This is a genomic window from Winogradskyella schleiferi, assembly GCF_013394655.1.
Lineage (GTDB): Bacteria > Bacteroidota > Bacteroidia > Flavobacteriales > Flavobacteriaceae > Winogradskyella > Winogradskyella schleiferi.
Genome location: NZ_CP053351.1, coordinates 3529545 through 3550613, shown reverse-complemented (window position 1 = coordinate 3550613; position 21069 = coordinate 3529545). Strand labels below are relative to the sequence as shown.

18 protein-coding genes are annotated in these 21069 nt (G+C 35.1%); 13 read left to right on the top strand and 5 right to left on the bottom strand.

What is annotated here, in order from left to right; genetic code table 11:
• The first annotated feature begins 35 nt into the window (after nt 1-35).
• The 8 genes from dtd to rlmN all read left to right on the top strand — a co-directional run bounded on the left by dtd (nt 36) and on the right by rlmN (nt 9322).
• Nucleotides 36-488 (top strand): D-aminoacyl-tRNA deacylase, encoded by a 453-nt coding sequence (gene dtd / locus HM990_RS15445; protein ID WP_178990072.1) that lies wholly within the window; start codon nt 36-38, stop codon nt 486-488.
• Nucleotides 488-1015 carry a metal-dependent hydrolase gene (locus HM990_RS15440; RefSeq protein WP_178990070.1) on the top strand — a complete coding sequence of 176 codons (528 nt, stop codon included), beginning with the start codon at nt 488-490 and terminating at the stop codon, nt 1013-1015. The genes dtd and HM990_RS15440 overlap by 1 nt, the downstream gene beginning before the upstream one ends.
• Before the next feature lie 121 nt (nt 1016-1136).
• Nucleotides 1137-3041, top strand: a complete 1905-nt coding sequence (locus HM990_RS15435) for a DUF3857 domain-containing protein (protein WP_178990068.1) — start codon at nt 1137-1139, stop codon at nt 3039-3041.
• Between the two features lie 54 nt (nt 3042-3095).
• A complete protein-coding gene (locus HM990_RS15430) occupies nt 3096-5048 on the top strand; it encodes a transglutaminase domain-containing protein (RefSeq protein WP_178990066.1) in 1953 nt (650 codons plus the stop codon).
• A 2-nt stretch (nt 5049-5050) separates the two neighbouring features.
• Nucleotides 5051-5377 carry a nucleotide pyrophosphohydrolase gene (locus HM990_RS15425; protein WP_178990064.1) on the top strand — a complete coding sequence of 109 codons (327 nt, stop codon included), beginning with the start codon at nt 5051-5053 and terminating at the stop codon, nt 5375-5377.
• A 32-nt stretch (nt 5378-5409) separates the two neighbouring features.
• Nucleotides 5410-6636, top strand: coding sequence for a 3-phosphoshikimate 1-carboxyvinyltransferase (locus tag HM990_RS15420; RefSeq protein ID WP_178990062.1), 1227 nt, complete (start codon nt 5410-5412; stop codon nt 6634-6636).
• A 229-nt stretch (nt 6637-6865) separates the two neighbouring features.
• The gene (gene queA, locus HM990_RS15415; RefSeq protein ID WP_178990060.1) at nt 6866-7915 is read left to right on the top strand and encodes a tRNA preQ1(34) S-adenosylmethionine ribosyltransferase-isomerase QueA; all 1050 of its coding nucleotides are present in this window, start codon (nt 6866-6868) and stop codon (nt 7913-7915) included.
• A 366-nt stretch (nt 7916-8281) separates the two neighbouring features.
• Entirely contained in the window at nt 8282-9322 is a 1041-nt protein-coding gene (gene rlmN, locus HM990_RS15410; protein ID WP_178990058.1) for a 23S rRNA (adenine(2503)-C(2))-methyltransferase RlmN, read from the top strand.
• Nucleotides 9323-9393: 71 nt separating this feature from the next.
• On the opposite strand, the gene HM990_RS15405 is transcribed toward rlmN, so the two are convergent.
• Nucleotides 9394-11073 carry a T9SS type A sorting domain-containing protein gene (locus tag HM990_RS15405; protein WP_178990056.1) on the bottom strand — a complete coding sequence of 560 codons (1680 nt, stop codon included), beginning with the start codon at nt 11071-11073 and terminating at the stop codon, nt 9394-9396.
• 143 nt (nt 11074-11216) lie between these two features.
• Here HM990_RS15405 and HM990_RS15400 point away from each other — a divergent pair, with 143 nt between their 5' ends.
• The 4 genes from HM990_RS15400 to HM990_RS15385 all read left to right on the top strand — a co-directional run bounded on the left by HM990_RS15400 (nt 11217) and on the right by HM990_RS15385 (nt 14840).
• Nucleotides 11217-12194, top strand: coding sequence for a polyprenyl synthetase family protein (locus HM990_RS15400; RefSeq protein WP_178990054.1), 978 nt, complete (start codon nt 11217-11219; stop codon nt 12192-12194).
• A gap of 136 nt (nt 12195-12330) precedes the next feature.
• A complete protein-coding gene (locus tag HM990_RS15395) occupies nt 12331-12894 on the top strand; it encodes an RNA polymerase sigma factor (RefSeq protein WP_178990052.1) in 564 nt (187 codons plus the stop codon).
• Nucleotides 12881-13666 (top strand): hypothetical protein, encoded by a 786-nt coding sequence (locus HM990_RS15390; protein ID WP_178990050.1) that lies wholly within the window; start codon nt 12881-12883, stop codon nt 13664-13666. The genes HM990_RS15395 and HM990_RS15390 overlap by 14 nt, the downstream gene beginning before the upstream one ends.
• Before the next feature lie 64 nt (nt 13667-13730).
• The gene (locus tag HM990_RS15385; protein ID WP_178990048.1) at nt 13731-14840 is read left to right on the top strand and encodes a coiled-coil domain-containing protein; all 1110 of its coding nucleotides are present in this window, start codon (nt 13731-13733) and stop codon (nt 14838-14840) included.
• Between the two features lie 113 nt (nt 14841-14953).
• Here HM990_RS15385 and HM990_RS15380 read toward each other — a convergent pair whose 3' ends face one another.
• The 3 genes from HM990_RS15380 to HM990_RS15370 form a co-directional block, all read right to left on the bottom strand.
• Nucleotides 14954-17041 (bottom strand): alpha-ketoacid dehydrogenase subunit alpha/beta, encoded by a 2088-nt coding sequence (locus tag HM990_RS15380; protein ID WP_178990046.1) that lies wholly within the window; start codon nt 17039-17041, stop codon nt 14954-14956.
• 122 nt (nt 17042-17163) lie between these two features.
• Nucleotides 17164-18231: a branched-chain amino acid aminotransferase gene (locus HM990_RS15375; RefSeq protein WP_178990044.1), complete on the bottom strand. Its 1068-nt coding sequence runs from the start codon at nt 18229-18231 to the stop codon at nt 17164-17166.
• Nucleotides 18232-18351: 120 nt separating this feature from the next.
• Nucleotides 18352-19641 carry a dihydrolipoamide acetyltransferase family protein gene (locus tag HM990_RS15370; protein WP_229719283.1) on the bottom strand — a complete coding sequence of 430 codons (1290 nt, stop codon included), beginning with the start codon at nt 19639-19641 and terminating at the stop codon, nt 18352-18354.
• A gap of 200 nt (nt 19642-19841) precedes the next feature.
• Here HM990_RS15370 and HM990_RS15365 point away from each other — a divergent pair, with 200 nt between their 5' ends.
• Nucleotides 19842-20318: an Lrp/AsnC family transcriptional regulator gene (locus HM990_RS15365; protein WP_178990043.1), complete on the top strand. Its 477-nt coding sequence runs from the start codon at nt 19842-19844 to the stop codon at nt 20316-20318.
• Nucleotides 20319-20423: 105 nt separating this feature from the next.
• Here the strand turns inward: HM990_RS15365 and HM990_RS15360 are convergent, their stop codons facing one another.
• On the bottom strand, nt 20424-21023 hold the full coding sequence (locus tag HM990_RS15360; protein WP_178990041.1) for an acyltransferase: 600 nt from the start codon (nt 21021-21023) through the stop codon (nt 20424-20426).
• Nucleotides 21024-21069: the final 46 nt, after the last annotated feature.

Here is a 21069-nt window from a genome sequence, read left to right as displayed (position 1 = left end):
ATTTTAAACATAATACTTACTGGTAAGTAAAAGGGATGAAAATAGTTATTCAAAGAGTTTCAGAAGCAAGTGTAACAATTGAAGGGCATAAAGTTGCCGAAATTGGTAACGGACTTTTGGTGTTACTCGGTATAGTAAATGAAGATTCTCAAGAAGATATCGATTGGCTCTGCAATAAAATAATCAACCTTCGTATTTTTTCAGATGAAGAAGGCGTAATGAACAAATCATTGAAAACTATTGGAGGCGATGTGATTTTGGTTAGTCAATTTACGCTTCATGCGAGTACTAAAAAAGGAAATCGACCAAGTTATATCAAAGCGGCAAAACCAGAGGTGGCTATTCCGTTGTACGAGAAATTTATAGAAATACTTCAGACTGTATTGGAAAAACCAATACAAACAGGAGAATTTGGAGCAGATATGAAAGTGAACTTGATAAATGATGGGCCAGTGACCATTATTATCGATTCTGAAAATAGAAACTAATGGCATCATTGTTCGGTCATGGATTAGTGGCCTATACCGTTTCCAAAGTTGTGGATTCAAAATCTAATAAACTACTTATATTTTTAGCCATTGGTTCTGCAATACTGCCAGATTTAGACGTTTTAGCTTTTAAATTCGGGATTCCTTATTCGCATCCTTTAGGACATAGAGGTTTTACACATTCTATTTTATTTGCTGTGTTGTGGAGTGTGTTATTGGCTTTTGTATTCGGAAAAAACAGAAAACTAATATTTACAATCGTCCTTTTTATAGCAACGCTATCACATGGACTTTTGGATGCTATGACCTCAGGAGGAAAAGGGGTTGGGTTTTTTATTCCTGTGGATAATTCAAGATTTTTCTTTCCTTTTAGACCCATAAAAGTATCTCCGATTGGTATAAAAGAATTCTTTTCAGAATGGGGAATTAATGTCATACTTAGTGAGCTTAAATATATTGGAATTCCTTGCTTAGTTGTTTTGACTATACTTGTTTTCAGTAAAAAAATAATGAAAACAAAAGAGTAGGTCACGTTTAATTGCGCAGCTTATCGAACTTATTAAGCACGTAGGAAATCGATGATAAAAATCATTTGCAGAACGTAATTAACTTTTTATATTGTAAGCCCTAACTCAATCATTCGCTTCTATGTTTCGTTTAAAATTTCCGCTTCTTACCTTTTTTGTTTTATTTACAACTTTTAGTTTTTCTCAAACCGAAAATGTCTATAATTCATTATTTGTTCCACAGGAATTAGTGGATAAGGCCAATGCCGTTGTTAGATTTGAAAAGAATCAAGTCGAAATTTTAGGTCTCGATAAGATTAAAATAACTACAAAACGAATAACCACAGTCTATAATAAAAGAGGGAATAAACATGTAAACGCGGTTTTGTTCTATGACAATAGTAGATCCATTAATAAAATGGAAGCACTTATTTACGATGCCTTCGGAGAAGAAATAAAAAAAGTAAGGAAAAAAGATTTTAAAGATGTCAGTGCGGTAAGTGATTTTTCTATTTATGAAGATGATCGGGTAAAATATCTAGATTATATTCCTTTAAAATATCCTTATACGGTAGAATTTAATGCTGAAACAGTCTATACATCTACAGCGTTTTTTCCTAATTGGTATCCTATTGACGATTATTATGTTAGTGTAGAACATTCGGATTATGAGATCATCAATACGGCAAATATTGACTTGAAGGCCAAAAAGGTAAATTTTGAAGGCTATAATATCAAAGAAATTTCTGAAAACCATTTTGTGGCAGAAAATATTCAAGGCATTAAATATGAAGCCTATACTCCAGAATTGAAAAACATAATCCCTCATTACAAAGTTGCCTTAAAAAAGTTTGAAATGGTAGGCGTTGAAGGAGAAAACAATACTTGGAACGATTTTGGAAAATGGATGTATGATAGATTATTAACTGGGACAGATGAGATTCCACAAGCCACAAAAGATCATGTAAAACAACTTACAGCAGGTGTTGATGACAAAATAGAACGTGCTAAAATAATCTACAAGTATATGCAAGATAAAACGCGTTATATCAGTATTCAGGTTGGTATTGGTGGTTGGAAACCCATGTTGGCCAATGATGTAGATAAGCTGGGTTATGCAGATTGCAAAGGTTTAACAAACTATACAAAGGCATTGTTGGAAGCTGTGGACGTGCCTTCGTATTATACCTTAGTTTATGGAGGTCGAGGGCTTAGGGATATAGATAGTGAGTTTTCTTCCACTCAAGGGAATCATGCGATTTTATGTGTTCCAAATGATGATGAAAATATATTCTTGGAATGTACAAGCCAAACAAACCCATTCGGGTTTACCGCAGGTTTTACAGACGACAGAAAAGTATTATTGGTAAAACCAGAAGGTGGGGAAATAGTACACACAAAGGTATATGAAGCCGATGATAGCGTTCAAAACACAACGGCAAGTATTATTATGGATACTTCAGGAAGTTTTACTGCAGACGTTGCTATTACGACTACGGGTTATCAATACAATATCCATGAAGGTATTGAAAAGAAAACCGAAAGAGACCAAAAACTACATTATAAGGAATATTGGGATAATATTAATAATTTAAGCATCGATAACATAAGCATTTCGAATGATAAGGATGCTATAATATATAATGAAAAGGTACAATTAACTTTTGCTAATTATGCTTCAAAAAGTGGTTTAAGACTTATTTTTCAACCTAATATGTTTAATAAAGTTACGCAGATTCCACCGAGATATACAGATCGAAAATTAGAGTTTAAAATTGATCGTGGCTTTAAGGATACGGATGAGTTTATTATTCAGATACCAGAAGGTCTAAAGGTGGAAGCTATGACAGAGTCTAAAGACATCAAAACCAAGTTTGGTAGTTATAACTTCAAAATAGAAACGTTAGCAAACAATAAATTAAAATATTCTAGAACCTATATTCTAAATAAAGGAAATTATGAAAAAGAAGATTATAAGGCCTTTAGAAACTTTAGTAAGCAAATTGTTAAATACGATAAAAGTAAGATTGTTTTAATACAATCCTAAGCTTACATTTCAAATAAAAAATCATATCATATCAACCTTAGTATTACTTAAAAAATGAAAAATCTACTAATTATTTTCACCCTAATCTTGAGTGCTAATTTCAGTAACGCTCAAAACTTTAAATTTGGAAAAATTTCGAAAGAAGAACTTCAAGAAAAATACCATTCAAAGGATTCTGCAACCTCTGCCGCTATATTATATCGCAATGAGGATATTAAATTCATATATGCTACAAATGAAGGTTTTATGCAAGAACGTGAAGTACATGAGCGTATAAAGATTTACAACAAGGACGGATTTGATTGGGCTACCAAAAAATTGTATCTGTACAGGGGAAATGGTCAGAAAGAAATACTTAGCGGCTTAAAGGGCTTTTCATACAACCTTGTTAACGGTAAAATTGAAAAAGATAAACTAAAAGGTGATGGTAAGTTTGAAGACGATCATAACGAATACACAAGGATAAGTTCTTTCACATTACCAAATGTAAAAGAAGGTACTGTCATCGAATATAAATACAAGATCGTTTCGCCTAGGTACAGTATTGATGATATTATCTTCCAATATAGCATTCCTGTAAATAAATTAGAGGTAAGAATAGCAACACCAGAATACTTAGTCTATAATAAACAGTATAACCTTAGGGCGAGTTATCTACCAAAAATAGTTGAATCTTCTGAAACAACAACCATTCCATTTGATTATCAAATCGATGTTTGTACTTTAAGTGAAGAAGATATTCCAGCTCTTAGAGAAGAAGCCTATGCTGGCAATATGAATAATTACAGAAGTAAAATGGCAATGGAACTTACAGCTTATTTAAATAATTTAAAGCTTGTGGAAAAATCATTTTCTTCAACCTGGGAAGAAGTTTCAAAGACAATTTACGATAATTCTGATTTTGGAGGACAGTTGAGTAAGTTCAATATCTATAAAGACGACCTGGAAGCAGCTTTAACTGGTGTGGAGGACGATTTTGAGAAAGCCTTTTTAGTTGAGGAGTTAGTGAAGTCTAAAGTAAAGTGGAATGGTAATTACGGTAAGTATGCACAAAACGGCGTACGTTCGGCCTACAAAGATGGCAAAGGTAATGTTGGAGATATTAATCTAATGGTTGTGTCGATGTTGCGTTCACATGGCGTCAATGCAAATCCAGTGGTATTAAGCACCAGAAACAATGGTTTTCCTCTTTTTCCAACACGAGAAGGATTTAATTATGTTATTTGCTGTGTTCAAAAAGATGATCAATATTTATTAATAGACGCTACTGAACAGTACAGCACTCATAATGTATTGCCTCTGCGCACCTTAAATTGGCAAGGTAGGTTAATACAAGATAATGATGTATCAAGGTGGGTTGATTTACAGCCTAAGTCACAGTCTGTTGAATCAACAATGCTCAATGTTAAAATTAATGAAGACTTTACGCTTACTGGCAAAGTCGCTAAACAGTTAACGGATTATATTGCTTATTTTTATAGAGATAAGTATGTAAATATGACCACTGAAGATCAAATTAAATCATTAGAAAAAGATAAAGGTGATTTAGAAATAGATGAACTAAATGTTGAAAACTTAAAGAATAGTACCGAACCAATTAAAGTGAGCTACGACTATGAATTTTCCGATGGAATCGATGAGGTTGGAGATAAGCTGTATTTTACGCCGCTTTTGTTTTTAAGAACTAAAGAAAACCCGTTTAAATTGGAAAACCGTCAGTATCCTATAGATTTTATAATACCTAATTCAGATAAGCAAAGGATAAATATTATGTTACCAGAAGGTTATGTCGTAGAGTCCTTGCCTAAGTCGGAAGTGTATGAATTTAATAATGCTAATGTAAAGTTTACTTATTATATAAAGCAAAATGGTAAGTTTTTGCAATTGGTTACACAAATGGATATTATTAATCCGATAATTTTATCCACGGATTATGAGGCTTTTAAATCATTCTACGGTAGAATTGTAGAAAAACAAGCCGAACAGATAGTATTAACAAAAGCTTAAACATGAACATTAAAAACGCACAAAAAGAAGTTGACGACTGGATTAATGAACACGGAGTTCGCTACTTCAATGAGCTTACCAATATGGCTCAATTAACTGAAGAGGTTGGAGAAGTGGCTCGTATTATTGCTAGACGTTACGGAGAGCAAAGCGAAAAGGAAAGCGACAAGGATAAAGATTTAGGCGAAGAACTGTCAGATGTGATGTTTGTTGTTTTGTGTTTAGCAAACCAAACAGGTATTGATTTGCAGGAAGCTTTCGATAAAAAAATGGATAAAAAAAGCAAACGAGACCACGATAGACACCATAATAACGAGAAATTAAAGTAGATTTGCTATTCATTTTATTTTAAATAGTCTTCATGCGTATCAGCATCCAAAAATCAAAGCTTCAAAACCATCAAAGTATTCAGATTACAGGATCAAAAAGTGAATCTAATCGTTTATTGTTGTTAAAGGCTTTGTATCCCCAAATTCAAATTGAGAATGTGTCTAACTCAGATGATTCTGTGTTGATGCAAAAAGCGTTGAATTCAACTGATGAACTCATAGATATTCATCATGCTGGTACAGCAATGCGATTTCTGACGGCTTATTTTTCTATTCAAAATAATAGGGAAGTGACCATAACAGGGTCTTCTCGTATGAAAGAGCGACCAATTAAAATTCTAGTCGATGCCTTAAAAACTTTAGGTACAGATATCAACTATTTGGAAAACGATGGTTTTCCACCTATAAAGATTAGAGGTAAGCAACTAGCAAAAAATAAAGTGTCTTTAGAAGCCAATGTGAGTAGCCAATACATTTCGGCATTATTACTCATTGCTTCAAAACTGGAAAACGGATTAGAACTTAATTTAGAAGGTCAAATAACTTCGGTTCCTTATATCAAAATGACCTTGAGTTTGTTGAATTCAATTGGAGTAGAAACTAGTTTCGTTGAAAATGTCATTACAGTGAAACCACAAACCGTTGAACCTAAGCCACAAATTTTAACCGTTGAGTCAGATTGGTCTTCAGCATCCTATTTTTATAGTCTCATTGCGTTAAGTGCTTTAGGTACTGAAATAACTATAGCATCCTACAAAGAAGAAAGTTTGCAAGGTGATTCTGTTTTAGCAAATATTTATAATGATTTTGGGGTTGAAACACGTTTTGAAAATAATAAAATGACGCTGAGAAAATCGTCAACCGTTAATCGTCAATCGTCAATACAATTAGATTTAAAGCATGCACCAGACATCGCACAAACTATTGCGGTAACTGCATTTGGCTTAGGTTTAGAATGCTATATGATAGGCTTACATACCCTAAAAATTAAGGAAACCGACCGTTTGGTAGCGCTTAAAACTGAATTGGAAAAATTAGGAGGCGAAGTTAGTATTACGGATGCAACTTTACATTTAAAATCCTCAACAGACATTAATAGCAACATCTCAATTGCCACATACAACGACCACAGAATGGCAATGGCATTTGCGCCTTTGGCATTAAAAACACCAATTATAATTGAAAACGCTGACGTTGTAAGCAAATCATATCCGCAATTTTGGGAAGACCTTAAAACAATAGGATTCAAAATAGACTAAAAACCAATTAGAGTTTAGATTTAGAGATTCTTGAAATTTGTTTCATTTGTTTTTGATTCACTTCAAGCCAATTATAATCTGTAAAAATCACTTTCTGCCAACTTGCAGGCATGAAATCCGTGTTACAAAGTTTTTAATAAAACGATCAAATAAAATTAAACCTTCATTTACTTGACAAGGCATATGTTGAGATTGTATATTTGCAACTTCTTAAAAACAACAAACATATATGAAATTATCACACTTTAGTTTTGACCTTCCAGACGAATTACTTGCCGAACATCCTGCAGAACACAGGGATGAATCGCGATTGATGGTGCTTAATAGGGAAAAACAAACTATTGAACACAAACAATTTAAAGATATTATCGATTATTTTGATGAAGGTGATGTGATGATCATGAATGACACTAAGGTGTTTCCTGCCCGTTTATATGGCAACAAAGAAAAAACAGGCGCACGTATCGAGGTGTTTTTATTGCGGGAATTAAATCAAGACCAACGTCTTTGGGATGTTTTGGTAGATCCAGCGCGTAAAATTAGAATAGGTAATAAACTCTATTTTGGAGAAGACGAAACTTTAGTTGCTGAAGTTATAGATAATACCACTTCTAGAGGAAGAACCTTACGTTTTCTTTACGATGGTTCTTATAACGATTTCAGGACTAAATTAACGCAACTTGGCGAAACACCATTGCCAAAATATATCAATAGAGATGTAGAGCCAGAAGATGAAGAGCGTTATCAAACCATCTATGCAAAGAACGAAGGCGCAGTAGCAGCACCAACAGCAGGTTTGCATTTCTCTAGGCATTTGTTAAAACGTTTGGAAATCAAAGGCGTAAAAACCGCAGAAGTAACTTTACACGTTGGTTTGGGTACATTTAATCCAGTTGAAGTAGAGGATTTGTCTAAGCACAAAATGGATAGTGAAGAAATTATAATCTCTCAAAGCGCTGCCGACATTGTAAATAAAGGAATAGAAAACAAAAAACGTGTATGTGCAGTTGGTACAACATCGATGCGAACTATAGAAAGTTCAGTGTCTTCCAACGGCAGATTAAATGAATTTGAAGGCTGGACCAATAAGTTCATCTTTCCACCTTATGAGTTCAGTATTGCGAATTGTATGATTACCAACTTCCACACGCCAAAATCAACCTTGTTGATGATGACGTCGGCTTTCGCAGGTCATGATTTTATGAAAAAAGCTTATGAGGAAGCCGTAAAGGAAAAATATAAATTCTATTCTTATGGTGATGCTATGCTCATTATCTAGTAAGAAGTAAGTCAAATAGTTAAGAGCCTCTTCATTGAGGCTTTTTTTTTATCATTTTTTGGGCGTTACCCTGACGAAAAAGTCAGGGTCAGGCTATCCGTTACAAGTCCTCATAATTCTGATAAAAAAATCAGAATTGCTGCGGGCTTTTCACTACTATCCTTAACGCAATTTCCAATGGTCAATTAATAGGAACTAGCCTTATTGAAGACCAAATTTTGATTAAAAAGCATGACATCAAAAAACAGATTTATAACCAATGTTCAAAAGACATATTGTTATTTTAAACTGTACTACAAAATATGAACGCGTTTTATATTTAACCACAAACCACAAACCACAAACATTTCACTACTTTTGCAAAAGATGGAAACCAAAAAGAAAGACATACGAGCACTTACAAAAGAACAACTCAGGGATTTCTTCGTAAGTCAAGGAGACAAAGCCTTTAGAGGTAATCAGGTTTACGAGTGGTTGTGGCAAAAGTCAGCTCATAGTTTTGAGGATATGACTAACCTATCGTTGGAAACTAGGCAAATGCTCGAAGATAACTTTGTCATTAACCATATCAAAGTAGATCAGATGCAACGTAGCGCTGATGGTACGATTAAAAATGCCGTAAGATTGCATGATGATTTAATTGTAGAATCTGTCCTCATTCCAACAGCAACGAGAACCACCGCCTGTGTGTCATCTCAAGTAGGCTGTAGTCTTGATTGTAGATTTTGTGCCACAGCAAGATTAAAACGCATGCGAAATCTTAATCCCGATGAAATTTACGATCAAGTGGTGGCCATAGATAATGAAAGTCGGTTATACCATAACAGACCCTTAAGCAACATTGTATTTATGGGAATGGGAGAACCATTGATGAACTACAATAACGTACTTAAAGCCATAGAAAAAATTACATCACCAGAAGGTTTGGGTATGTCGCCTAAGCGTATTGTGGTATCTACATCAGGAGTACCAAAAATGATTAAAAAAATGGCTGATGATAAGGTAAAGTTTAAGTTAGCAGTATCGTTACATTCGGCTATAGATGAGATTCGTACCTCCATAATGCCATTTAACGCAACATTTCCACTTCAAGATTTAAGAGAAGCACTCCAATATTGGTACGCAGTTACAAAAAATAGGATTACCTACGAATATGTGGTTTGGGATGGCATCAATGATAAGCGAAAGGATGTTGAAGCCTTAGTGGAGTTTTGCAAATTCGCACCAAGTAAAGTGAATCTTATAGAATACAACCCTATTGATGATGGCGAATTTCAACAAGCCAAATCAAAAGCCATTGATATGTATGTTGATATGCTTGAGGCTAATAACATCACGGTTACTGTTAGGAGAAGTAGAGGTAAAGATATTGATGCGGCTTGCGGACAGTTGGCAAATAAAAGTTAAACTATTAAAGTTTAAACATAAAAAAAAGCGGCAATTGCCGCTTTTTCTTTGAATATATATGAACTAAAAAATTACTCTTTTGTAACTCTTAAAGTTTGAGATTTGTCTCCAACAGAAATCTTAACTAAATAAAGTCCTTGAGATAAATCAGACATATCAATAGACGAATTAGTAATTTCATTCTTAGTGAAATTTGCTACGCTTTGACCTAATAAATTAAATATGGTAACATTATCAACATCTTGTGATGATTGAATGTTTAAAATACTAGACGTAGGGTTTGGATATACACTAAATGTTTCTAATGTATTATCGTCAATGCCTAATGTGGAATCAGTAGTAAAGCTCCAAACCGGTCCAGGAGTTACTCCAAAACAATTACCGACATCAATACTCCAAAAATAAGTGGTGTTTAATGCTAATGATAATTCTCCTCCATTTTCAAAATCACTCAAAGGTGTTGCTGGTGGATTTGCTGTTCCTATATTAAGAGTATAGCTGTCACCAGGTGCAGTAGCTGCCCAACTAAACGTTGCAGTAGCATCAGGTGCTTGTAAAGTTACATTAACTGCCGCGTCAGCAGGCACAGGAGCACTAGCCATAGCAGGTGCTGCTGTTTCTGTACATGCAGCTGTAGTAAAACTAAATACTGGACTTGTGGTAGTACCAGCGCAATTTACGGCATCAATTGACCAAAAATACGTTGTACTTGGTTGAAAATTAAATAGTACAGATCCACCGCTATCAAAGTCAGTTAATGTACCAATATCATCTCCAGTTAAAGTAATACCTAAATTTAGATTAAAACTTTCTACCTCACCTCCAGTAGCTGCAGGTGTCCATTCAAAAGGTCCAACAAGATTATTAGCGCTACCATAAGCAATTTCTACACCAGTTGCTCCATCGGCAGGAGAAGGCGTTGTAATGGCATCTGTAATAGGTTCAGAACAAGCTCCAGTGGTAAAACTCCATATCGGACTTGATGTAGTTCCAAAACAGTTCACAGATTCAACTTTCCAAAAATAAGTGGTATTGTATTGAGCGGTTAAAGTCACATCGCCACTAGCTACATCTTCTAATACGCCAATATCATCAGCAGTTAAAGTCGTACCAATGCTAAAGGTGTAACTTTCCACTAGTTCTCCAGTAGTAGGTTCAGCCCAAAAAAATTGAACGTCTGTTCCATCTACTAAAACAACATCTGTAGCACCATCTGCAGGTGTAGGAGTGGTTGCTGCATCTGGAGCAGCTGTTAATGTACATACAGGGCAAGTATCTCCATCTGTACAAGTAATAGCAGGAAAACCGTTGTTTGTAGTAGTATTTGTAGAGGTGTCACAAGGTATACCTGCTTCAGAAATACCAATGGTATATGTGCCATCTTCAGTAGCTGTCCAAGTTAAGGCACAAGTAGAGCCTGCGTCTAATCCAAAAGCATCAATAGCTCCAGAAGGAGCAATAATTGAAAAACTTGGTGTCCATGTACCTGCACCTGGACCATTACATAAACTAAATGTATAAGTGTGTCCGGTTACAACATTGTCCATAAGATAAGATTCGTCTGCCCATGCTTCAAAAGTGCTAATTTCGTTAAAAGGACAGCCAGTGCCGTCGTCACAAGGTGCTCCACCAAAGGCTGAATTGAAATTAGTGTAAGGTCCACCTCCTGAAAAGTCGGTGCACTGTGCATTTACTTGATTGCTGAATGAAAATGCAAACAAAGTAAAAATTAATAATGTAATTTTTTTCATGTGTTTTATAATTTTTAGATTAATTGCCTAAAGTTACAAATATTTCTGAGTAGAAAAAGTTAAAAATGTAATATTCCTTTTTTCTCAATAAACAACCATCATTATTTGTAGTTTTGCAAAATAAGTCATCATTTAGATTTTAAATGAAAATAACCGAGCAAATAAAACAACCCATAGCTTATGAAATGGAACTCTTCGAGCAAAAGTTTCAACTCTCTATGGCTAGTAAGGTCGCACTACTTAATCGGATTACGCATTATATTGTAAATCGTAAAGGGAAACAAATGCGACCAATGTTCGTTTTTCTAGTAGCTAAAATGATGAACAATGGTGAGGTAAGCGAGCGTACCTATCGAGGCGCTTCGGTTATAGAGTTAATTCACACTGCTACATTGGTTCATGATGATGTGGTGGATGACAGTAATCGCAGACGTGGTTTCTTCTCAATCAATGCGCTTTGGAAAAACAAAATCGCTGTGCTTATTGGAGATTTTCTGTTGTCAAAAGGACTCTTGCTTTCTATAGACAATAATGATTTCGATTTACTCAAGATTATCTCAGTTGCCGTGCGGGAAATGAGTGAAGGCGAGTTACTTCAAATTGAAAAAGCCAGACAATTAGATATTACGGAGGCTATTTATTACGAGATCATAAGGCAAAAAACAGCCACATTAATTGCTGCTTGTTGTAGTTTGGGCGCTGCTTCCGTCAAACCAAATTCTCCCGAAGTAGAGACTATGCGAAAATTTGGTGAATTAATTGGTATGGCCTTTCAGATTAAGGACGATTTGTTTGATTATGGACAAGAGGCCATTGGCAAACCAACTGGTATTGATATTAAGGAACAAAAGATGACCTTGCCTTTAATATATGTATTGAATAATTGTACCAAAAAAGAAAAGTCTTGGTTGATTAATTCGGTTAAAAATCATAATAAAGACAAAAATCGCGTCAAGGAGGTCATCACTTTTGTAAAAGCGAATGGAGGCTTGGACTATGCCGTTTCTAAAATGAAAGCATTTCAAGAAGAAGCCCTAACTATTTTGGCAAATTATCCAGAAACACCATATAAAGCATCACTTCAGCTTATGGTCGATTATGTGATTGATCGAAAAAAGTAATTTTTAAAACACTGTTATACAGTCTGTTAAATAATTTATTATTATTTTTTTTACTTCACCAGGCAACCTTTGGTTACAATATTGCGTCTTTATAAATAGAAAGCCTTTTGAGAACGTTCAGAATTTAAAACTTAGAATGAAAGTTATTCAACTTCATAACAATGAAACCAAACTCATACAGAGTGCTGCGAAACAAAATCGTGAAGCACAACATGTTTTGTATGAGTTGCATGCACCAAAAATGCTGAGCGTTTGCAGATATTATGTGAAAGATGTTCATCAGGCGGAAGAAGTGATGTTAAATGGCTTTTTCAAAGTATTTAAATATTTAAAATCGTATAAAAATGAAGGTAGTTTCGAAGGTTGGGTAAGACGAATAATGGTGCGTGAATCTATTTCCTATTTAAGACAACAAAAGAAAATTGAATTTGCGGTTGAAGACGATTATTTAGAACACGATTCGTCTAACAACATCAATACCAATATCGAAGTAGCAGAAATACAATTGCTCATCGATAGTTTACCAGAAGGATACCGAATGGTTTTTGTAATGTATGCGATAGAAGGTTACAAACATCAAGAAATTGCGGAATTATTAAAGATTTCTGAAGGCACCTCAAAATCGCAACTATTCAAAGCACGACAAATGCTTCAGAAAAAAATTAAAGAATTAAATAACAACAGTTATGGCTCCAATTAAATTTGAAGAAAATATAAAAGATAAGCTCGAAAAACGAACCTTGTCTCCAACATCGGAAAGTTGGTCTAAACTATCGGGTCGTTTAGATGATGATGAAAAGAAATCAAAAAAATCAATGTTTTGGTGGTTGAGTATAGCAGCTGGATTATTGATTATGATGGCGATATCAATTCAGTTTTTTAACACTAATGATGCTGAGGAATTAATGCCTAAAATAGTAGAAGAGGGTATAATAAAAGAACAAATAAATATAAAAACGGAGCAACCAGATCAAAAAGAATCTATTGAATTAGTAAACGAAGAAAATAGGGTAGAAGAGAAGGAAGAGATTGTGCCAATGCCAAAAGAATCAAAAACCTTTGTCCGTAAAAGCGAAAAAATTAAAAATACTGAGTCAAAAATTCAACTAGCTGAAATCAACGAAACAGATAAAAACGAAATTCCTATTATTAAGGACGAAACGGTTAATAATGAATTGCAATTAGAAATCGATGACCTTATCCTAAAAAACGCTGTTACGGCAGCTATGAAAACTCTAAAGTCAGAAAACAGTTCCGTTACAGACCGAGAAATAGATTCCTTATTAAAAATAGCAAGTAAAGAATTGTTTAAGGAAAATTTGAAAAAAGAAACAATTAAGTTAACGGATGCTGACGCATTGTTAATGAGCGTTGAAGACGAAATGGGACAATCCTTTAGAACTAAAGTTTTCGAAGCTTTAAAGGATAGTTACGAAACCGTAAAAACAGCCGTTGCAGATCGTAATAATTAAATAGACAATAAATTAAAATATTATCATCAAAATCAAATCATCATTAATCAAAAAACGAACAGTCATGAACACAATTACAAAACTATTAGCATGCTTAATAATAAGCCTAACATTTTCTAATCTTCAAGCGCAAACCAAACAATTAGATTCTATTCATAAAGAAAAAGTAAATTCTAAAATTAGTCTTTTGGAAAAAGATAGAGCTATAATTGAAGACAATGAAAAAACAATCTTAAAATTAAAAATTGAAAAAATCAATGAGCGTTTAGACGCTAAAGAAATTACAGCAGAGGAGGCTGAAAATTTAAAAAAGGAAGAAGCACAAACCGCAGTTCTTAATATTCAAAATCGAAAAGAAATCATAGATAAGCAAATAGCTTTGTTGCAACGGAATGGTTATGATGCTTATGAATACGGAACCGATGATTCAGAAGATGATCTTTTTATTTTCAGAATAGGAGGCGGTGACGAAGAGCAAAATGAGAGCCTCATCTATTTGGGTAAAAAATCTGAAGATAAACCTAGAAAATACGACCGACGTACCACTACTGATATTGTTTTTGCTTTCGGACTTAACAATACACTTATAGATGGACAAGATTTAGAGGATTCGCCATACAAATTGGGTGGCTCTGGATTTCTGGAACTTGGCTACGCTTGGAAAACAAGAATTTTTGAAAATACTAATTTTTGGAGATTAAAATACGGGTTCTCTTTTCAATGGAATAAATTAAAGATTAAGGATAACAACTATTTAGTCAATACAAATGGCGATATATCTTTACAGGAATACCCAATAGATGCCGATAAGGTAAAATTTAGAACGACAAACCTTGTCATCCCAATGCACTTAGAATTCGGGCCTTCCAAAAAAATCGAAAAAGAAGACTATTTTAGGTATTCAACGGTTAAGCAATTAAAAGTAGGTTTAGGCGGATATGCAGGATTGAATCTAGGGAATATGCAAAAAATAAAATACAAGGAAGATGGAGAGCGCGAAAAGGACAAACAACGCGATCAATTTGAAGTTAGTGAGTTTGTTTATGGACTAAGCGGTTATGTGGCTTTAGGAGATGTTGCCTTATATGTAAAATATGACCTTAATCCTTTGTTTAAAAATCAAGTTGTAGATCAAAATAATATATCTGTCGGATTGCGATTTGATATGGACTAAATCAATCAATTTTTGAGTGTTAAAAGCCTTAATCTGTTTATGGATTAAGGCTTTTTTGTGTTATGGGAATGTAAAAGATGCTAAAAATATCGAACCTTTTAGCATATCATAATCTAATAATTCAATAACGTTTCAATCTTAGCTTTTACTTTTTCTGTGGAAGGAATCATCGTTTCCTCTAAAGTAGAATTCAAAGGAATGGCTGGCATATTCTCACTTCCAATGGTCATTACTGGTGCATCTAAATATTTGAAGCATTCTTCCTGAATTTTTCCTGCCAAAGCCCTTGCAAAACTATTATTCGAAGGTTCTTCGGTAACCACTAAACATTTACCGGTTTTTTTAACTGATTTCATGATTGTGTCTTCATCTAATGGAAATAAGGTTCGCAAATCAATGATTTCAATTTGATCTCTCATGTTCAATTCGCCCGAAGCATTATATGCCCAATGAACTCCCATTCCGTAGGTGACAATGGTTAGGGTTTCTACATTATCTTGTTTCCAAATTTCTTGTAGTACCCAAGCCTTTCCAAAAGGTAAGATGTAATCTTCAGCGGGCTCAATAGAAGTTGCTCCTTTAGTACCTGGCACTTTAGACCAATACAACCCTTTGTGCTCTAAAATAACTACAGGGTTTGAATCATAATAAGCTGCTTTCATCAAGCCTTTTAAATCCGCTCCATTACTTGGGTAGGCAATCTTTATTCCTCTTATATTTGTGACTATACTTTCCACAGAAGAAGAATGGTACGGACCACCACTTCCATAAGCACCAATTGGAACTCTTAGAATCATACTCACTGGCCATTTTCCGTTACTCAAATAACAACTGCGACTCACTTCAGTGAACAGTTGATTGAGTCCAGGCCAAATATAATCGGCAAACTGAACTTCAACAATGGGCTTTAACCCAACGGCACTCATGCCAACCGTTGAACCAACAATAAAAGCTTCTTGAATTGGTGTATTAAAGACTCTATCATCTCCAAATTTTTGAGCTAAAGTTGCCGCTTCTCTAAAAACACCGCCTAATCGTCCGCCGACATCTTGTCCGTAGAGCAGACATTCTTTATGTTTTTTCATCAGTTCTTCGACTGCGAATAAAGCGCAATCTACCATCACCACTTTTTCTGCGCCTTCTGGTGCTCGTGTGCCTTTTTCTTCTGTAATCGGTGTTGGTGCGAAATCGTTAGTGAATAAATCTTCTGGTTTTGGGTCTTCTGCTTTTAATGCTTTTTCAAAATCGGATTGTACTTTTGATTTTGCGGAATCTTCTATGGACTCAACTTCCTTTTCTGAAAAACCAGCATCCAATAATTGTTGTTTTAAAACTGGATATGGATCGCGAGAACGTGCGTCGTCTAAATCATCGCGATACCACTCCATGCGTACTCCAGAAGTGTGATGATTTAGCAAAGGCACTTTAGCATGCACTAAAAACGGTCGTCGTTCCTCTCGTATTGTTTTTATGACTTTTTCCAAAGCTTCGTAACTCTCGGTAAAGTTGGCGCCATCAATAGAAATAGCTTCCAATCCATGAAAACCTTGCGCGTATTCAAACGCATTTTGAGCTCTCGTTTCTGCCTCGTTTGCCGAAATATCCCAACCGTTATCTTGCACTAAATACAAAATTGGCATTTGTTTTAAGGCTGCCATTTGGAAGGCTTCGGCTATTTCGCCTTCGGTTACTGAGGCGTCGCCTAGAGAACACACTACAAGCCCATCCTCAGTCCTTCCCGAAGGGAAGGAAGCCGATACGTGATTACTCGTAACTGAATTTTTTAAACCTTGTTTTTCTAAATATTGAAGTCCCATCGCAACACCAGTTGCAGGAATTGCTTGCATACCAGTCGCAGATGATTGATGTGGAATTTTTGGTTTATCATCGTCCTTTAAACTTGGATGCGAGTAATAGGTCCTTCCACCAGAAAACGGGTCATCCTTTTTGGCCAATAATTGTAACATTAAATCATAAGGTTCTAAACCGAAGGCTAATAACATGGCATCATCTCTGTAATACGGAAACGCATAATCTTGAGGTAATAATTGTAACCCTAATGCAATTTGAATCGCTTCATGTCCACGAGATGTGGCATGCACGTATTTTGAAACTTGTTTGAAATTTACTTCGTATAATTCTGCCATCGCTTTTGCTGTGCAGAGTTTTGAAAATCCTTTTTCTAAAATATTCTTTTTCATGTTTAATCTTTTCGTCAGTTCGAGTGAAATTGCTACTTTGCAATGTTGTATCGAGAACGTTTTAAGAGCTTCTCGATACAAAATAGGCGTGCCAAAAAAAACACTCGAAGTGAAGTTGTCTTTTAAACCAATTCATTTTCAATTTTAATCATCCAATTGAATTTATCTTCAATTTTCCCTGTTTTTATAGCATTAAGGGTTTTATTCACTTCTAGCCCAACAGGACTTTCGTCAGAAACATGAATGGTTTCGTCTTCAATACCAATCTCTTGTATATAGGCGATTCCGACAGCTGTTCCTGTTCCGAATGCTTCTTCTAAAATACCGTTTTTTGAAGACTCTATGATTTCATCAATCGTTATTGGACGTTCAATAACCTCATAACCTTTATCTTGTAAAATATCGATAACACTAAGTCGTGTGATGCCATCTAATATGGAACCATCGCGTTTTGGCGTGATAAATTTTCCATCGATTTTAAAGAAAATATTCATGGTGCCAACTTCTTGAATGTATTTATGCTCAACGGCATCTAACCATAAAACCTGATCGTAACCTTTTGCTTTCGCCAATTCCGTTGGTCGAATAGCTGCCGCATAATTTCCTGCAGCTTTAGCTTCGCCAGTACCACCATTGGCAGCTCTTATATATTGTTTTTCCGCCCAAAGTTTAATGCGCTTACTGAAAAACGGTCCAGCTGGTGAAGCCATAATGATAAACTTGAAATGTGTGGCTGCACGCATACCAATAAACGGTTCGTCTGCGTACATAAATGGTCGTAGATAGAGTGCGCTTCCATCTTTAGGCGGAATCCAATTGCGTTCTAAATCTACCAATTGTTTTAGGCCTTCCACAAATAAATCTTCTGGAAAATGAGGCATTCCCATTCGGTCTGCACTTTTATTTAAGCGTGCTGCGTTTTTATCTGCCCGAAATAACATAGGGTTGCCTTCTGCATCAACCGTGGCTTTCATGCCTTCAAAAATAGCTTGTCCATAATGCAAAGCCATGGCTGCTGGATGCGTTGGGATTAATCCCATTGGGACAATTCTCGGGTTAAGCCATTCGCCTTTATCGTAATCACATATAAACATGTGGTCTGTAAATGTGGTGCCTAATGGAATATTGTTGAAATCGATGTTTTCAACTTTCGAATGTTCTACTTTTTGAATTGAAATGTTAGGTTTCATAGTTTTATTATTTCCGTCAGTTCGAGTGAAATTGCTTTTTTGAAATTTTTATCAAGTACTTTTTTTAAGGCTTCTCTATACAATTCCGAAAATCGGAATTACTCGAAGTGACGTTACGATTTATATTTCTCTATTAACATCAAATTGTTCAAAATAATCAGCTACGCGTCTCACGAAGCTTCCGCCTAAAAAACCATCCACAACTCTGTGGTCAAAAGACAAGGATAAATACATCATGCTTCTAATAGCGATTTCGTCTCCTTTTTCGGTCGTAATAACTTCTGGTCTTTTTTTGATAATTCCTAAGGCTAAAATGGCAACTTCAGGCTGATTAATAATTGGTGTTCCCATAACGCTTCCAAAAGTTCCAACGTTAGAAATTGTGAAGGTGCTTCCTTTTATATCATCGCCAGCCAATATATTTTCTCGTGCTTTTGCAGACAATGCGTTTACGTTCGCTGCAATTTGTTTTAAATCTTTCGAATCTGCATTCTTTACAACAGGAACGATTAAGTTACCGCTTGGTAAGGCGGTGGCCATGCCAATATTGATATCTTCTTTTACGATGATGTTGTTGCCATCTACGGAAGCGTTGATATTTGGGAAATCCTTGATTGCTTTTGCAACGGCTTCTACGAATAAGGGGGTAAAAGTTAATCGTTCACCATACTTTTCCTGAAAGGCTTTTTTGTTGGCATTTCGCCAGTTGACTATGTTTGTTAAATCCGCTTCCACATAAGCTGTTACATGAGGAGAGGTATGTTTTGAATACACCATATGGTCTGCAATCATTTGGCGCATGCGGTCCATTTCGATGACTTTGCCCTTGCCTTTGTCGAATGATAATTGCGGAATTCTGAATGCCGTTGGGTCTTGAGTAACTGGTTGTGCAAATTTATAAGGCCGTCCTTCTTCTATATAGTGAAATAAGTCACTTTTGCGTAATCTGCCTTCGTGTCCTGTGGCTGGAATTCGCGCTAATTCCTCAAAACTGATGTGTTGTTCTTTAGCGATTGAAATGATTAATGGGGAAAAGAATGAAGCCCCATCTGATTTCCCCAAAGGGGAAGAAACACTCTTGACTTCACTAACTTTAGAAATGTCTGTCCTTGATTTCGGTTTTTGTATTTCTTTTTTTTGAATTGATTTTTCACTTTCGCTTTGAATAACATTTTCTTTTTTTGAAGATGTTGTTTCTTCTGAAATTTCAAGAATTGCCATAACCTCTCCAACAGGAACCACATCTTTTGCTTTAAATAGCGTTTTTACTAAAGTTCCTGATGCTGGTGCAGGTACTTCATTATCGACTTTATCAGTCGCTACTTCAAGTATGATGTCGCCTTCGTCGAATGCATCTCCTTCGTCAATTAACCAATTGATGATCGTTCCTTCGGTTATGCTTTCGCCCATTTTGGGCATTTTTAATTCGAAATTTTTCAATATGCAATAATTTTAATTTCAAGAATTAAAGATAATATAACTTGAATTTGAGGTTTGTTAAAATCTTTTAATTTAATCTTAAAAAGAATATTATTCTTAAATACTTATTTACATAAGTTTTATATGCTTTTATTGTTTAATTTTGAGTAGGTATAAAATAATTTTTTCTCATGGCTCATATTCTTGATAAAATTGACACTAAAATTCTCGAAATACTTCAAGAAAACAGTAATCGTACAACAAAAAGTATTGCTGCTGAACTTGGAATGACCACCTCTCCAATTTTTGAACGGATTAAAAAACTTGAAAAAGAAGGTTATATAGAAAAATATGTTGCTGTTTTGAACAATAAAAAGATAGGTCTAAAACTTACCGTTTTTATTGGGATTACCTTGCAAGGCCACACACGCAGTTATTTAGAAAAATTTGTCAAGGAAATAAACAATTTTCCCGAAGTTATAGAATGTCACAGAGTAAGTGGGAATTTTGATTATTTACTGAAGTTAGTGGTGGAAGATATTGAAGCTTACGAAACCTTTATCATTTCCAAATTAACGTTGCTTCCATACTTGGGAAATGTGCAGAGTTTGATTGCTTTATCCACAAGTAAAGAAACTAATGCGATTGATTTGAGTCGGGTTTTGTAATCCTGTAAGGTTTTTAAAACCTGACAGGTCTCTAACTTTCAGGCTCGAAAATATGACTTCTAGATAAATAACGATGAAATACAGAATCACTATTCATAAAGTTACTCACGTTTTAAAAGTGTCTCGAAGTGTTTGATAAGTAGCCTCTTGAACTTTCATGTGTTCTGGAACTTCTCGAAGTGGCTCAACTTCTTTTAAAGTTTCATGACAATCTCTTGGTAATTGTTGATATAGTTGTGTGCCTTTGGTTTTCCATGCAATCATTTCATCAGTAATTCCTCGTATCACTTTTGCAGGATTGCCAACGACTAAACTTCTATACGGAATTTTAGTTTCGGCTTTTACAAAAGACATGGCGCCTATAATGCATTCATCGCCTATTTCGGCATCATCCATGATTACGGTGTTCATTCCTATAAGACAATTTTTGCCCAAATTTGCGCCATGAATAATGGCTCCGTGACCAATATGAGCACTTTCTTTTAGTGTAATGGACTTTCCTGGAAACATGTGAATTGTACAATTTTCCTGCACATTCACGCCATCTTCCAAAATAATTTGTCCCCAATCACCACGAATGGCTGCGCCTGGTCCAATGTAACAATTTTTGCCGATGATGACGTTGCCGGTTACTGCAGCTAATGGATGTACGAAACTAGTTTTATGTATTACAGGAATGTAACCTTTGAATGAATAAATTGCCATTACACAAAAGTAATTTAATATAAGCCTAAATTATATATAATTTAAA

What these genes read in the sequence shown, in the direction of transcription:
- dtd (WP_178990072.1), top strand. Translation starts at nt 36, where the DNA reads ATGAAAATAGTTATTCAAAGAGTTTCAGAAGCAAGTGTAACAATTGAA.
- HM990_RS15440 (WP_178990070.1), top strand. Translation starts at nt 488, where the DNA reads ATGGCATCATTGTTCGGTCATGGATTAGTGGCCTATACCGTTTCCAAA.
- HM990_RS15435 (WP_178990068.1), top strand. Translation starts at nt 1,137, where the DNA reads ATGTTTCGTTTAAAATTTCCGCTTCTTACCTTTTTTGTTTTATTTACA.
- HM990_RS15430 (WP_178990066.1), top strand. Translation starts at nt 3,096, where the DNA reads ATGAAAAATCTACTAATTATTTTCACCCTAATCTTGAGTGCTAATTTC.
- HM990_RS15425 (WP_178990064.1), top strand. Translation starts at nt 5,051, where the DNA reads ATGAACATTAAAAACGCACAAAAAGAAGTTGACGACTGGATTAATGAA.
- HM990_RS15420 (WP_178990062.1), top strand. Translation starts at nt 5,410, where the DNA reads ATGCGTATCAGCATCCAAAAATCAAAGCTTCAAAACCATCAAAGTATT.
- queA (WP_178990060.1), top strand. Translation starts at nt 6,866, where the DNA reads ATGAAATTATCACACTTTAGTTTTGACCTTCCAGACGAATTACTTGCC.
- rlmN (WP_178990058.1), top strand. Translation starts at nt 8,282, where the DNA reads ATGGAAACCAAAAAGAAAGACATACGAGCACTTACAAAAGAACAACTC.
- HM990_RS15405 (WP_178990056.1), bottom strand. Translation starts at nt 11,073, where the DNA reads ATGAAAAAAATTACATTATTAATTTTTACTTTGTTTGCATTTTCATTC.
- HM990_RS15400 (WP_178990054.1), top strand. Translation starts at nt 11,217, where the DNA reads ATGAAAATAACCGAGCAAATAAAACAACCCATAGCTTATGAAATGGAA.
- HM990_RS15395 (WP_178990052.1), top strand. Translation starts at nt 12,331, where the DNA reads ATGAAAGTTATTCAACTTCATAACAATGAAACCAAACTCATACAGAGT.
- HM990_RS15390 (WP_178990050.1), top strand. Translation starts at nt 12,881, where the DNA reads ATGGCTCCAATTAAATTTGAAGAAAATATAAAAGATAAGCTCGAAAAA.
- HM990_RS15385 (WP_178990048.1), top strand. Translation starts at nt 13,731, where the DNA reads ATGAACACAATTACAAAACTATTAGCATGCTTAATAATAAGCCTAACA.
- HM990_RS15380 (WP_178990046.1), bottom strand. Translation starts at nt 17,041, where the DNA reads ATGAAAAAGAATATTTTAGAAAAAGGATTTTCAAAACTCTGCACAGCA.
- HM990_RS15375 (WP_178990044.1), bottom strand. Translation starts at nt 18,231, where the DNA reads ATGAAACCTAACATTTCAATTCAAAAAGTAGAACATTCGAAAGTTGAA.
- HM990_RS15370 (WP_229719283.1), bottom strand. Translation starts at nt 19,641, where the DNA reads ATGGGCGAAAGCATAACCGAAGGAACGATCATCAATTGGTTAATTGAC.
- HM990_RS15365 (WP_178990043.1), top strand. Translation starts at nt 19,842, where the DNA reads ATGGCTCATATTCTTGATAAAATTGACACTAAAATTCTCGAAATACTT.
- HM990_RS15360 (WP_178990041.1), bottom strand. Translation starts at nt 21,023, where the DNA reads ATGGCAATTTATTCATTCAAAGGTTACATTCCTGTAATACATAAAACT.